At 36.5% G+C, this 14,057-nt stretch carries 14 protein-coding genes and 1 other RNA gene; 11 read left to right on the top strand and 4 right to left on the bottom strand.

Going from position 1 to position 14,057, the window contains the following annotated elements:
• The first annotated feature begins 779 nt into the window (after positions 1 to 779).
• The 7 genes from xrtG (at position 780) to A5844_RS14685 (ending at position 7,333) form a co-directional block, all read left to right on the top strand.
• On the top strand, positions 780 to 1,382 hold the full coding sequence (gene xrtG / locus A5844_RS10985; protein ID WP_086285215.1) for an exosortase XrtG: 603 nt from the start codon (positions 780 to 782) through the stop codon (positions 1,380 to 1,382).
• On the top strand, positions 1,382 to 2,716 hold the full coding sequence (locus A5844_RS10980) for a TIGR03111 family XrtG-associated glycosyltransferase (protein WP_086285214.1): 1,335 nt from the start codon (positions 1,382 to 1,384) through the stop codon (positions 2,714 to 2,716). The genes xrtG and A5844_RS10980 overlap by 1 nt, the downstream gene beginning before the upstream one ends.
• A gap of 6 nt (positions 2,717 to 2,722) precedes the next feature.
• A complete protein-coding gene (locus A5844_RS10975; protein WP_086285213.1) occupies positions 2,723 to 3,094 on the top strand; it encodes a 6-carboxytetrahydropterin synthase in 372 nt (123 codons plus the stop codon).
• Between the two features lie 13 nt (positions 3,095 to 3,107).
• A complete protein-coding gene (locus A5844_RS10970; protein ID WP_086285212.1) occupies positions 3,108 to 4,658 on the top strand; it encodes a TIGR03766 family XrtG-associated glycosyltransferase in 1,551 nt (516 codons plus the stop codon).
• On the top strand, positions 4,648 to 5,355 hold the full coding sequence (locus A5844_RS10965; RefSeq protein WP_086285211.1) for an EAL domain-containing protein: 708 nt from the start codon (positions 4,648 to 4,650) through the stop codon (positions 5,353 to 5,355). The genes A5844_RS10970 and A5844_RS10965 overlap by 11 nt, the downstream gene beginning before the upstream one ends.
• A 17-nt stretch (positions 5,356 to 5,372) precedes the next feature.
• Positions 5,373 to 6,542 carry a GGDEF domain-containing protein gene (locus A5844_RS10960; RefSeq protein WP_086285210.1) on the top strand — a complete coding sequence of 390 codons (1,170 nt, stop codon included), beginning with the start codon at positions 5,373 to 5,375 and terminating at the stop codon, positions 6,540 to 6,542.
• A 110-nt stretch (positions 6,543 to 6,652) separates the two neighbouring features.
• A complete protein-coding gene (locus A5844_RS14685; protein WP_244610805.1) occupies positions 6,653 to 7,333 on the top strand; it encodes a Firmicu-CTERM sorting domain-containing protein in 681 nt (226 codons plus the stop codon).
• A 700-nt stretch (positions 7,334 to 8,033) separates the two neighbouring features.
• Here A5844_RS14685 and A5844_RS10950 read toward each other — a convergent pair.
• The 4 genes from A5844_RS10950 to A5844_RS10935 form a co-directional block, all read right to left on the bottom strand.
• Entirely contained in the window at positions 8,034 to 8,507 is a 474-nt protein-coding gene (locus A5844_RS10950; protein ID WP_086285209.1) for a universal stress protein, read from the bottom strand.
• Positions 8,508 to 8,578: 71 nt separating this feature from the next.
• The gene (locus tag A5844_RS10945) at positions 8,579 to 8,866 is read right to left on the bottom strand and encodes a hypothetical protein (RefSeq protein ID WP_086285208.1); all 288 of its coding nucleotides are present in this window, start codon (positions 8,864 to 8,866) and stop codon (positions 8,579 to 8,581) included.
• A 109-nt stretch (positions 8,867 to 8,975) separates the two neighbouring features.
• Positions 8,976 to 9,170, bottom strand: a non-coding RNA gene (ssrS, locus tag A5844_RS10940) — 6S RNA.
• Positions 9,171 to 9,247: 77 nt separating this feature from the next.
• Positions 9,248 to 10,525 (bottom strand): replication-associated recombination protein A, encoded by a 1,278-nt coding sequence (locus A5844_RS10935; protein WP_086285207.1) that lies wholly within the window; start codon positions 10,523 to 10,525, stop codon positions 9,248 to 9,250.
• Positions 10,526 to 11,027: 502 nt separating this feature from the next.
• On the opposite strand from A5844_RS10935, the gene A5844_RS10930 reads away from it, so the two are divergent.
• From A5844_RS10930 to A5844_RS10915, 4 genes are read left to right on the top strand one after another with little or no spacing between them, the layout of a single operon-like run.
• Entirely contained in the window at positions 11,028 to 11,696 is a 669-nt protein-coding gene (locus A5844_RS10930) for a DNA-3-methyladenine glycosylase (RefSeq protein WP_086285206.1), read from the top strand.
• Positions 11,665 to 12,153: a DUF3013 family protein gene (locus A5844_RS10925; protein WP_086285205.1), complete on the top strand. Its 489-nt coding sequence runs from the start codon at positions 11,665 to 11,667 to the stop codon at positions 12,151 to 12,153. The genes A5844_RS10930 and A5844_RS10925 overlap by 32 nt, the downstream gene beginning before the upstream one ends.
• 12 nt (positions 12,154 to 12,165) lie before the next feature.
• On the top strand, positions 12,166 to 13,113 hold the full coding sequence (prmA, locus tag A5844_RS10920) for a 50S ribosomal protein L11 methyltransferase (protein WP_086285204.1): 948 nt from the start codon (positions 12,166 to 12,168) through the stop codon (positions 13,111 to 13,113).
• A complete protein-coding gene (locus A5844_RS10915) occupies positions 13,114 to 13,875 on the top strand; it encodes a 16S rRNA (uracil(1498)-N(3))-methyltransferase (RefSeq protein WP_086285203.1) in 762 nt (253 codons plus the stop codon). It abuts the gene before it with no gap.
• Positions 13,876 to 14,057 lie beyond the last annotated feature (182 nt).

The raw sequence follows: 14,057 nt of genomic DNA, 5'->3' as shown, positions 1-14,057 counted from the left end.
TAAAAGTAATTTTTTTGTCAAAGGCTATTCATAAAGAGAGGGATTTGAATTATTCGTGAACAGAAAGAACTATTTTCTTTCTGTTCATTTTTTTATTTTGTGAGTAACACTGTATCATTTCGCATCATGATCTAAAATTTAAAGTTATAAAAAGTTCGAATGCTATAAGTACTTTTTAATACCTAGAGATAATTGTGCAAATATTCTCATGACATATTTTTTCGATAAATAATCGTCTGAAATTCCCTGAATTTGTTTATGAGACAATGAGCATCAACTTTGAATTTTCTACTTCATCATAAAGTCTTTTTACTGATGAATGTTATCTGTGATTTACTAGTAGAAATTAATATTTTTGAAGAAGTGTTGATGCCTTAATAAGTTTTCTCAGATATTGTATGAACGTTTTAGAAGAAAACAAAAATCGATGGACCATTTGTGAATTGGTCTATAATTATTTCAGCTTTATTCACATAAATGATTTGGTTTAGTTTGTGGCAGTGTATTAGCAACGTTAAACAACTGATTGACCAAAAAAATCATTAAGGACAGAAGGTTGTGATTAAATCCACAATAAACTATTGCCAAGAAACCTCTTCATACTTATAATATAAAAACGTGATATTTTCTCAAGTTTTTAGGTTAGTTATATCTTTAGTGATAGTTGAAATAGAATAAGTATCTATTGTGGCTTTATGAAAACAATTGTTATCTCAAGCGCTGTTGACTGCAATAGTATTTAAGATGAAATGTGTAAAAAATAGAAAAAGGAGGGGAATATGAACTTATATATATTGATTGGTCTAGTTATTTGGTTGTATATATTATCAGTGATGAAACGTTCTCGGCTCTTAGCCTTCCACTTTATTTTAGGAAGCGTAGGGTTATTTTATTTGCTTATATTATTTAGTCGGCCCTATTGGGTTTGGTTCTTGACTCAGCTGGTAATTAAAACGGTTGATTTCTTTGGCTCAATTCCTAATATTACCGAAGAATTCAGCCAGTATAGCCTGATTTTTATCCATAGCGCAAAAGAACCGTTGTCTTTGTATGTAGATTATGAGTGTTCAGGTGTTATCGAAACCTCGGCATTTTTAGGATTACTGGCTTTTTATCCTTTATATAACCGAAAGGAAAAGTTTTTTTATGGCATCTTTGGGATTCTATGGATTTTTATTAGCAATGTGATAAGACTACTTCTTGTTATTGCATTCGTCCACTTTGGCGGTAGTGATTTTTATTTCTTTGCTCATTCGATTCTAGGAAGATTGATTTTTTATGGATTAGTAATCATCTTGTATTACCATACTTTTACGTATTCTCAAGTCGCTAGAAGTTTATATGAAAAGAAGAATCGCTTGTTTAAAAAGGGAGGAAAGTGATGGAGTATTTATTTAATTTGACGTTAACTCAGATGGGTTTTTGGATCATTTGGTTGATGATTCCATTGCTTGTGGAGATTATACCGGGTATATACTCCACTTGTTACTTATTCATCAAAAAATTTCGGATGAAGAAGATGGAATATTCAGAAAAATTACCCTTCATATCTGTCATCATCCCCGTTTATAATTCGGCAGATACACTGTACGAATGTATCCGTTCCATTGATGCTTCAACTTATCCTAATGAAAATATCCAAGTTATCTTAGCAGATAATGGTAGTTCGGATGACAGTTTTGCAGTGTTCAATGAGGCACATAATCATTTCAATCAACTCAATATGCACTGGATTCGTACAGAACAGGGAAAGGCTCAAGCATTGAATTCTGCTATTTATAGTAGTATCGGCACATATATTATCAATATCGATAGCGATGGTTACTTAGAACCCACAGCACTAATGAATATGGTTTTGAAATTTGAGAATGATTACAGCATTTCAGCAATGACTGGCACAGTCTTAACACAAAAAGAAGTAATTCGGAAAACCAAATCTCCACTGATTCGTTGGTTGCAAAAAAGTGAATTTGTAGAATACGCACAGTCTTTTTTAGCTGGTCGTAATGTAGAAGCAATGAATAACCGACTATTTACAATGGCAGGAGCATTTTCTGGTTTTAGAAAAGAGGTCCTGATCAATACTTATCTCTACAATATAGATACTGTCGGTGAAGACACAGACATGACCTTTCAAATCAGACATCGGCTAAAAGGAAAAGTTTCACTGTGTGAGAATGCTATTTTTTATGTGGAACCGATCCAAAGTTTTGATGAACTCTATATTCAACGCCAAAGATGGCAACGTGGTGAGATGGAAGTAGCCAAAGAATTTTCTGAAGAGCAAGTTGGCTTAGGCAATTTCTTTAAAAATTTTTTGGTACGTCGCCTGATTATTGACCATACGTTTATTTTCCCTAAAATGATTTGGCTTTTTGCTAGTGTCGTTTTATTCTATTTTGGTTATACAGCCAAAATATTGATGCTGTCTTATTTACTTATTTATCTGCTTTATTTATTTGACTCACTACTCAAGTTTATCAGCATTTTATTGTTGTTACGTTCTTTTAGAACTGATCAAAAATTTTACTTGAAACTATGGGCAGAAGTCATGACCTTTCCGTTCTATAATTTCATGGTTTCATGGTTTCGTTTAATCGGGATCATTAATGGGATTACTTCTCCTTCAAAATGGAATACGACACCGATCTCCAAAGAAATATCAAAGATAAAAGAAACGATTTCCAATGATTTAATAAAAATTAGAAAGAAGTGATCATCAATGGTAGAAAAACGTTGTATCTATAAATTTAAGTCACATGTAAATGCCAGTCATGCGATGCGCTGGGAAGATGGTATGGGTGCAAGGCACAATCATACATGGGAGATCATTTGTGAAATCAAGTCCAATGATGATGAAATGCATCTGTTTGAAGAAATAGAAAGTGTTTTAAAGGATTTTTTTCAACCTTTCTCTGGCAGTTTCTTAAATGAAACTCCTCCGTTTGTTGAGATTAACCCATCAGTTGAAAATGTCGCTAATTATTTCTATGATCAACTATCGCTTAGGCTCGCAGAAATCCAAACAGAATTGATTCGGATCGAAGTAGGGGAATCACCTACTCGGTTTTATTGTATTGAAAAACAAGAGTAGATTGAGGTGGGAAATGAAATCAAAATTTTTTAAAGCCGGAAATAGGCTTATCACTAGTCTTTTTTTTCTCTTTATTGGTTTGGCTCTCTTATTTGCGTTGACTTCGCCTAATTTGATTATCGGGGACAATCCAACCTTTGGAACAAGCACAACATTAGCTACGGCTTATTTTGTTTTAGGAGCAGTTACGTTGGTCATTGTGATATATTGCTACCCTAAAGTGCAAAAATTATTGGTTTGGCTTTTTATAAAGCAACGCGTTATCACGTCTACCTTATTTGTTATTGCTGTTTTAGCTTGGCAAATCACGTTCGTTTTGTTTTTGCATCCGGCAATCGGTTGGGATGTGTCTGCCGTCCATGATGCTTTGACAGATACGACGGATCCGGAGATTGTCGCTTACTATAGTTTGAATCAAAACAATCTCCCCATTCTGTTGTGGCAACACCAATTGGCTGAATGGTTCTCAACCACTTCCTGGCTCTTCTTTGATTATGTGACGTTGGTTTTAGTTGATCTTTCTGTTTTACTCAACTTATTAACTATTTGCTTAGTATCTAAAAAACACCTGTTACCTGCGATTTATCTTCATGGGATTTGGCTACTTGTATTTCCTTGGATCATCGTTCCTTATACAGATACGTGGGTCTTGCCTTTCGTTTCTGCCAGTTTGTTTTTTTATGCCATGCTATCTAAAAAAGAGCTTAACTGGAAATACAAGTTGCTAGGATCAGTTGGGCTAGGGATGGTAGCAATCTTAGGCTATTTTATCAAACCGACTGCTTTGATTCCCATGATCGCTATTTTGTTGATTGAAATAATCAGTTTCTTCTCAAAAAAATGGCAATCTAAAGGGCGCTTGATCTTTTTAACGATTACCTTGCTCACTGCGGGGCTAACTTATAGTGTCTGCATTCAGCAATTAGAAAAGCAAGCGTACATTTCTATTGATGAAAGTCGAAAGATCCCGATGATTCATTTTATGAACATTGGATTAACAGAAGATGGTGGGTATAGTTCTGAAGATGCACAGGCAATGGCTGGATTACCGACCAAACAAGCTAAGATTGCTTATTCCAAAGAAAAAATACAAGAACGATTAAAAGAAAAAGGTTTTTTTGGCTATTTAGATTTTATTTTTCAAAAGCACCGCAACAATACAGCAGATGGTACATTTGCTTGGTTAAAAGAAGGCTCTTTCATTAAAAATGGAGAAGTGCCTGATGGAGAAGGATATACCCGTAGGCTACAAGAACAGTATTACTTATATGGCGATCGAATCGCAGATTATCGTTTTATGGCTCAAGTTTGGTGGGGAGTTTTTCTATTCATTATTGTTTTAGGTTGGAAGCAACAAGGAAAGTTCGAACAAATGCTTCGATTAAGTTTAATCGGCGGCTTCATTTTTCTACTATTGTTTGAAGGCGGACGTAGCCGCTATTTGATCCAGTTTCTACCGATGTTTTTATTACTAGCAAGTCTTTCTATAGACTATAGCACGAATCTTATCAAACGAATTTTTACAGTGGAACAAGTGACTGAGGAGGAAAAGAATGAATTATGATGAGTTGAAATTTTTTGAACAGGGAATTCATCATGCCAAAACGAGGGAAATTATTTTTTTTGAACTATTGTTGAGAAAAGAAGAGGATGAAAATATTTTTCCTAAAGATTCTTATTTATTTATGCTCAGCCATCAGGAAGAACACAAACGTTATGTGAAATGGCTACAGAAAACGTTGATCCAAATCCTAGAAACCAATCCTGATAAACGATTCAGCTTTAATTTGGATCCGCAAGAATTGGAATACGAAGAGACCTTTGTTTTACTTGAAGAATTGAGAAAATATAAAAAACGATTGATCATTGAGATCACAGAGAAGCCACCTATGAAGAGAAATTATCCTTATTTCTCTTCTGTGAATGTGGAAGCCTTTAAAAAAATCGTTCGGTTAGGTTACCAAATTGCTTTAGATGACATTGGTCAAGGAATCAATTCTTTGGATAATGTCCTTGAGCTGAAGAATTATTTTCATATTTTCAAGTTCTCAGCGTTGTCATTTCAAAAGAGAGTTTCGGAAGAAATCCTGCAAAAAATCATCATACTCTATGCCGATGTTGCTAGACAGTTAGATAAGACATTTGTCGTTGAGGGAATTGAAAATCAAAAATTTGCTAAGTGGGTAGAAACGAATATTTCTTGTTACCATCAAGGCTATCTCTACTCGACACCAGAGAAAATTGTGTCCATCGATTATTAAGGAGTGTGCTGTGTTTTATGGATATCATTTTATGGATATATTATACAGTCGTTCGTTTAATTATTGTTTTGGGGGTTGTTTTTCTTGATTACTTGATTTATTTGTCGATGAAAGAATCAGCTTTTTTTAAAGAGCAAGTGGTCCTTAAAAAAATTGCTTGGATTTGTATCATCCTCCTCAGTTTGGCGCTTTTGCAAGGCGTTCCGGTTCTTACAAATGGTCGGTTGGAGAATCGTTACACAATGCTGGTTCAAAATATGGACTTGCAATTGATCGTCCTTTTCTATTTTTTGCATATGCTTAAAGGAACATTGATGCTGAATGTCAATTTATTTATTGCTATTGGTATTACCCTTTACTACCAGTATCAAGGTGAATACACAACGCTTCAAAGCTATATCATAGCAGTTATCATTGTTGGTTTGATTTATCTTTGTTGCTGTATCGTCTTATATTTAAAAGATAAAAATCAGAATAGTGTCGTTAGGTACTTTTTACTTACAGTTTTTTACGGTTCAGCTTGGGGACTGAAAATGTATCCAGCTTTAGATTTTCAGTTTGTTGAGTATTTATTTTTTCTGTTAAACTTTATTTTTTTGATGCTTATGGTTCGATTGATCAATAAATTGTTACGGAGGCAATTGACGAAGTTTGATAATTTATCTTTTGAAGCACGAACAGATTTTTTAACGGGTGTAGGGAATCGATTGAGTTTTGATCGTGAGTTTTTTCAACGATTTGCTTTTTCACGCTCGAAAGAAAATTTGTTTTTTGCCATGATCGACATCGATTATTTCAAACAAATCAATGATGATTATGGACATGATACTGGTGATCTCATTTTAAAGAATGTTGCAAAAATAATCAGTGAAACTCTTTTTGAATACCCATTAGAAAGTCAGGTTTTTCGCATTGGTGGAGAAGAATTTGGGATTTTGTTTCAAGAAACAAATCAGCAGACTATTACAGAGATACTAAAAGTGATCAGCAAAAGAGTGAGCAATTCTTCTTTGATTGTCCATGGTGAAGAAGTGCGGGTAACCCTTTCGACCGGTGTTTCCCGTTGTCGTAAGTCAGATGTTAATAAAGAAGATCTTTATAAGCGGGTAGATGAGTATTTGTATATTGCTAAACGAGAAGGGCGCAATGCAATCTTTATGGAAGGAGAAATCAAACATATCTTCTAGCTATGAATAGTCATTCTTTTCTATCTTTATTTTAGATAACAGTATGGCTATAACAAATGAAAATTCACTTTTTATGATTTTTAAAGCGAATTTGAAGGAGCAAAAAATAGATGAAAAAAAAATATTACCAATCTATTCTCATTGTATTGGGGATAGTAAGTGTTTTTTTACCAGTCAATGCTCATGCGGATAATAAATATGGAATTGTTATCGATGGTGCCTTCAATGATTGGTCAGGTCTACCAATAACAAAGTTATTTTTTTCTTATGAAAATGGTCAAAATATCAAATATTCTAGTCTGGTAACTGATGAAAGCCAGTTGTATTTTTATTTGAGTATGGCACCAGAAGGCCATAATTATCATAACTTGCAACCAAGTGGTCACAAGCTGAAGATTGGAAATAAAGTGTTCTGGATGACATTCAATCAAACATTTTCCAGTGAAGACTTATCGGTCATTGGGCAAACAAAAGATGTCCAAGTCAACTTTTGGGCGGAGGATAATTCTGTCAACGTAACGATTCCAGGGAAATTGACACGGACTAAAACTGCTTTTAGTGATACGTCCTATTCAGATGAAGTAGAAGTTGCGATTCCTTTTGATCAGTTGCAAGTGGAAGAAACAAGCAGTCAGACCATCACTTACAGTAATAGCAATCTAGGAGAACAAACCATCACTGTGGCAGGAGGAGATACAGGCCCATGGATTCTTGCTGGAATCGCAGTAGTGATTGCTAGTTACTCTTTATGGAAAGTAAGAGGAAAGACATCAAAGGCTAATGCAAAATGAAAAAGAATCTTCTGCTTTTAGTTCAAAAAAGTAACGAGTATCATGAAGCAGACGCCCCTGTCTGCTTCATGAATATTAAAGTCCCAAAAACAACCATCTAATATTTGGACAAGTCTTGGCTAAAATAGAAGTGAGCTGTTTTATAGAAGATAGCTCATTACGATACTTTTTTATATTAGATAGAGAAATATTGCCAATAAAAAGAAAAGAGAATATAAGTAAAAATGTGCGATGTTGATTGAATAAAAGTTTAAAAATATCTTTGGACATAGCATTCTTTAGTGGGAATTTCTTTTTGTGGTTAATATAATGTGGAAGAAAAACTAAAAAAGAGGATAGAATCATCTTAGGATGAAGCTGTCCTCTTTTTTGTTATTTATGTTTAATGATAAAAAGACAGTGAAAAATAAAGAAAAATTACTGTTTTTAGAAGGTGTACAAAAAGAGCAATAAAAAATTTTAATAAAAAATAACGAGGAGCTTACAGGCATCACTCTCAAAAAATAAGCGTGTAACAAAAGTGTTATTACTTTTGTTACACGCTTTAAATACATATAAAAAGGCGGGAGCAGAAGCAACTCCTTCTTATTTCTCGGAGTTAAACGCTTGTCCCAGCCTCATTGTGTAAATTTAGAAAACATTCATTACTTCGTTTTAAGAAATTGATCGATCATTTTTTCAACTATCGTTTTTAGATGAGTTAGTTGTCTTCATTCACTGGTAATTTGTTGTCTGTATCTGTACGAACAACAAGTACATCACAGGTTGCATTACGAATCACGTATTCAGAAACAGAACCAATAAACAATCGTTCAACAGCATTTAAACCAGTTGCTCCTAAAAGAATCAAATCAACATGATGATCTTCAGGAATCTCTTTGGCAATGATGTGTTTTGGTGAACCATATTCTACTACTGTAGAGACTGTTTGGACTCCAGCTTTTTTAGCTGTCGCTTCATAGTCTGCTAACGTTTGTTTCGCCATTTCAGTTGCTTGTTCCGCTAACATGCCATCAAATGAAGAAATCGTTTGGAAAGATCGCGTATCAATGACATGGGCTAGTAGAAGTTCTCCGTTATTTCTAAGCGCAACGTTCACAGCTTTTTTAAAAGCCAATTCAGCTTCAGCTGACCCGTCGACAGCTACCATGATTTTTTTATATTGTTGTAACATAAGCGTCCACTCCTCTTCAAAAGTTACGTATTTCATACTTCTATTGTAAAGCAATTTAAGAAAAAAGAGAATTATTTACTGTTTTGTTTCGCCATTTTTTTAGCAAAGCTGATACTGAATACAGAGGCAACTACGATGACAATCACTAGATAAAGTAAAGCGAAAAAACGGTGATTGATTCCTGCAACGACAAGTCCTAAAATACCTAAAAAAGCATAGGCTGAGCCAAAGAATTGCAGAAATCCTTGATTTTTTTTATTGTTTTCGATTAACACAAAGAATATCGGTTGTTTTTTAAATAAATAATAGCTGACGAATAATAATAATAAGGCAGCGACTGCCATCAATATTCGAATCATACATGGACCCTCCTATAGTAACTGTTCATTTACATTCTTTGTTCAATCATACCACAAAAAAGAAAAGAAGCTGCACCCAATGGGTACAGCTCCTTATGATTCAAAAAATGGAATCTCCGTTAATGCCGGTGTTCGTCCTGTAGTATTGATCCCGCGAATTCAAGCAGGTGGGTCCCATGGTCGTAGCATCGAACTACCAAATGATAAGGCATGTTACCAGCTGTGACACAAGACAGGTCCCAAGATATCAATAAAAATGTTCGGTCAACACACAAAGAGGACAATTCGAACATCACAGATTTCCCACCCTTATAGTAGCATATGACATTAAAAAGAGCAATGAGTGTGCTTATGAAAAAACAAACGTTTCCATCCGTTAGCTCAATTCTTTTTCTTCCATTCTTGGATACGCTGATACTGTTGACCTAAGGCTTGTTCGTATTTACCAGTGTCTTTTGGATGATAATATTGCGCTTTTTTTAATTTATCTGGTAAATATTGTTGGTCCACCCAAGCATTTTCAAAATTGTGAGGGTATTGATAACCAACTCCACGATTCAATGATTGCGCTCCTTGATAATGGCTATCTCTCAAGTGATCGGGAACTTCTCCAGCTTTACCCGAACGGATATCTGCTAAAGCCTCATCAAGGGCAGTATACGCTGTGTTTGATTTTGGTGAAAGGCACAGATCAACCACAACATCAGCAAGGGGGATTCGTGCTTCTGGAAGGCCTAAACGTTCAGCAGCAAGAACGGCGTTGACTGTTCTGGCAGCAGCGGCAGGATTTCCTAATCCGATATCTTCATAACCAATCACCATCAGTCGGCGACAAATACTGGCAAGGTCACCGGCTTCGACTAGACGTGCTAAGTAGTGTAAAGCAGCATCAACGTCACTTCCACGAATGGATTTTTGAAAGGCGGAGATCACATCGTAATGGGCGTCACCATTTTTATCATGGGTCAGTGCCTTTCGTTGGATACATTCTTCAATCACTTCAAGTGTCAGATGGATGACTCCAGCTTCATTTTCTTTGGTTGATCGAGCAGCTAGCTCTAAACCATTGAGGGCACTTCGCAAATCGCCATTAGTTGCTCGGGATAAATGGAGTAAGGCATTGTCATCTAATTGGATCTTCAGCTGGCCAAGACCATTTTCTTGATCGGCCAATGCTCTATGGATGGCAGTTTGGATATCTTGCTCATCCAAAGGTTTTACTTCAAAAATTTGAGTACGACTGCGGATCGCAGGATTAATTGTGATATAGGGATTTTCAGTAGTTGCACCAATGAGGATGATCCGTCCATTTTCTAAATGTGGCAATAAAAAATCCTGTTTGGTTTTATCTAAACGATGGACTTCATCTAATAAGAGGATGACGGTTCCGCTCATTTTTGCTTCTTCGGCTACGATCTGTAAGTCTTTTTTTGAATCTGTTGCAGCATTCAACATTCGAAAAGCAAATTTCGTAGAGCCTGCAATGGCGCTTGCGATACTGGTTTTACCGGTACCTGGAGGCCCGTATAAAATCATAGATGATAACATTTTGGCATCAACCATGCGGCGAATAATTTTACCATCGCCTACAAGATGTTGTTGTCCTACAACTTCATCGATGTTTTTAGGACGCATTCGATACGCCAAGGGTTGTTTCATCGTCTTTCCTCCTTTTAGTTTTTCGTTCGTTTATTATACCATATCTCCTTGAACCTCTCATGACTAATGTCGCAAGTATTCTCCGTTAACGGACCAATAATGGGCGTCATTCATAAAGAAATGGATTAATCTATATAGTTCCTTTTAAAAAGCGGGGAAGGTATCTTCGTTTTTATTTGTTGTTCATTCTATGACCTTTTTTTCATGAGTCAATCCCCTGTATGTATGAAAGGTTCGGTAACGTCGTTTGTTATAAATAGAATAACAATTGTCAAAAGTTGTTATCTCCATTTTTAAGATAGGAATTCACCCAATTTTTTTGCGATATGACTGACTAGGGAAGGAGAAGATTCCATCTTTTTTCGGCCATTTTAACAAGGAAGAGCAAATGGAGGAGAGGGGATATTTTTCTTGGTAAACTGCAAAGGATCAAGGGATTTGTTCGCCTCTTTTTTCATAGCTTCTTTTTCCTTTATTGTGTATGATAAGGTTGGTGAGATGAATGACAAATAAAAAACAATTAGATGAACTTTTAATCAATAAAACCACACCGGAAGTTGCTCGCGATCTTTTGGGAAAATATTTAGAATATGAAACTACCTCAGGGACACTAGGTGGTTATATTGTAGATGTTGAAGCTTATCTTGGCCCTCTTGACCAAGCCGCTCATAGCTATGGGATGCGGCAAACACCACGAGTTCGAGCGATGTATGAAGAACCTGGAACCATTTACCTCTATACGATGCATACCCATTTGATCTTGAATATCATCACTCAGCCAGAAGGCATCCCCCAAGGAGTAATGATTCGGGCGATCGAACCGGTAAATGGGATTGAACAAATGAGTAAGAACCGAGGCGACAAGGTCGGACCGAATATCAGTAATGGGCCGGGAAAACTTGTGGCAGCACTTGGGCTTTCGCCAGATTTGTATGGACAATCGATTCGAAACAGTGCCTTACGTCTAGTGTTCGAAAAAAGTCGTACCCCTAAAAAAATAGAGGCATTACCTAGAATCGGCATTCCGAACAAAGGAGAATGGACAGATAAACCGCTGCGCTTTGTTGTTGCTGGAAATCCGTATCTTACTTTACAAAAAAAAACTCAGATCGATAAAGACTGGGGTTGGAGGAACGAAGATGAAAAAAATAAATTTATTGGACTATCTTGATCAAGCGATTGAAAAGAATATTCAAGACTATGACGTGGCATTAGATTGGGATACGAAAAATCATACGATCGAAATCGTTGTTCGTTTATTTGCAGAAAATAAAGAACATCTTGAATTAGACGATGCTCAAGGTGTAGTCTCTGAAGAAGCGATCATCGAATTTGAAGATGGTATTTTATTGTTTAATCCACAAAAATCACGTTTTGATGAAAATGATTACTTGACGGTCATCCCTTATGCTGGGAAAAAAGGTTTATCAACAGATGTAATAGACGCGTTGGTAGAATACCTCCACGAAGTATTGGCACAAGGACAAAGTGATCTGATGGATTTCTTGGACGAAGAAGATGATAATGCCGTCTTTGAATTGAAATGGGACAACCAAGTGTTTGCACGTCTAGTAGAAGAAAAACAAGCAACGGGTCAAGGATACGATCTGCCATACCCTAGTTATTAAGGAGAAAAGTACATGAAATGGAATGAAGTAAAAATTGAAACTGCCAGCGAGGCTGTTGAAGCGGTCGCAAATATTTTGATGGAAGCAGGAGCGAGTGGCGTTGCAATCGAAGATTCGTTAGATGTTGAAAACTTCCAATCAGATCCTTATGGAGAAATCTTGACCAAAGAAGGATTCACGACTTTGACAGAAGGCGCAATAGTGATGGCTTATTTTCCAGAAACAATCTTTTTACCAGAAATCTTGCCTTTCATTAAAAATCGGGTCACACAATTGCCTGAGTTTGGCTTAGCAATCGGGAAAAATATCGTTTCTGTCAGTGAAGTAGAAGAAAGCAATTGGGCAACTGCTTGGAAAAAATATTATCATCCTGTACGTCTGACAAGAATGCTGACAGTTGTGCCAAGTTGGGAAACTTATCATACGGAAGACCCATTAGAAAAAATCATCACCTTAGATCCCGGGATGGCCTTTGGAACGGGGACACATCCGACTACTGCTTTAACTTTGCAAGCTTTGGAAGTGACCTTACGTGGAGGAGAAACTCTATTAGATGTTGGAACTGGATCGGGCGTATTGAGTATTGCGGCCAAATATTTAGGTGCGAAAGATGTTTATGCTTATGATCTGGATGAAGTCGCTGTTCGTTCTGCTAAAGAAAATATCGCTCTCAATGAAGTAGCTAAAGATGTACATGTATCGGCCAATGATCTATTAAAAGGGATTGAGATCGAAAGTGATGTGATCGTGGCTAACATTTTGGCAGATATTATCTTACTGATGATTCCTGATGCTTGGCGCTTATTAAAACAAACTGGTTCGTTGATCGTTTCAGGAATTATCGAAGATAAAAAAGAAATGGTGATCGAAGCCATGGAAAACCAAGGATTCATTGTGGATCAGATCTTTCAACAAAAAGATTGGTATGCGATTATCCTGAAAAAGCCTGAGGTGGACTAGATGCAACGTTATTTCTTAGATGAAGCATATCAACCCCAAGATCATTTTGTGTTAGAAAGAGAAGCTTACCATCATATCGTACGAGTGATGCGGATGTCACCAAAAGAACGAGTGTATCTCGCCTTCAATGATCAACAGGTCATTATTGCCGAGATCACTGAGATTACGGATCAAGCTGTTTATTTAGTAGAATTAGCCAAAGAAAATATGCAAAAGGAATTGCCTTGTCAGGTAACGATTGCAAGTGGCTACCCAAAAGGTGATAAGTTGGATTGGATCGTTCAAAAAGGAACGGAACTGGGGGCGCATGCATTTACTGGTTTTCCGGCGGCTACTTCTGTCGTGAAATGGGATGCGAAAAAAAGAAAGAAACGACAGGAACGATTAACGAAAATTGCGCAGGAGGCAGCGGAACAATCCCATCGTCAAGTTGTCCCACAAGTGACACTTTTGGAAACAGAAAAAGAATTGTATGCCCAACTGGATGCTTACGATGTCATTTTAGTCGCCTATGAAGAGTCCGCTAAGCAAGGAGAATCCTCTCGTTTAGCTAAGGTGCTAAAGGAAATCATTGATAACAATCACGTTGGTTGTCGCATCCTTGCTGTGTTTGGTCCAGAAGGTGGGCTTACACCGCAGGAAATCGTCACTTTCGAAGGAAAAGGTGGGATTTTATGTGGTTTAGGACCAAGGATTTTACGGACGGAAACAGCGCCATTATATCTACTAAGTGCAGTGAGTTATCAGCTGGAACTACTTTAGTCTATTTTTTAAGGTAGTGTCTCTTTTTGAAACTTGCTTGAATATAAACAGTGATTGTCTATTGGGGTCTTTAGTAGAAGAGCGTTCTTCTACCATTGTCCATTGAAAAAAAGGATAAGAATCTGTATAATAAAAACAATTATCTATTTTTAGAAAAACAGTGAATAAAAGGTAGATTTAAT

It is taken from the genome of Candidatus Enterococcus wittei, from assembly GCF_002140175.1.
GTDB lineage: Bacteria > Bacillota > Bacilli > Lactobacillales > Enterococcaceae > Enterococcus_B > Enterococcus_B wittei.
This window is presented reverse-complemented; position numbering and strand designations above follow the sequence as displayed.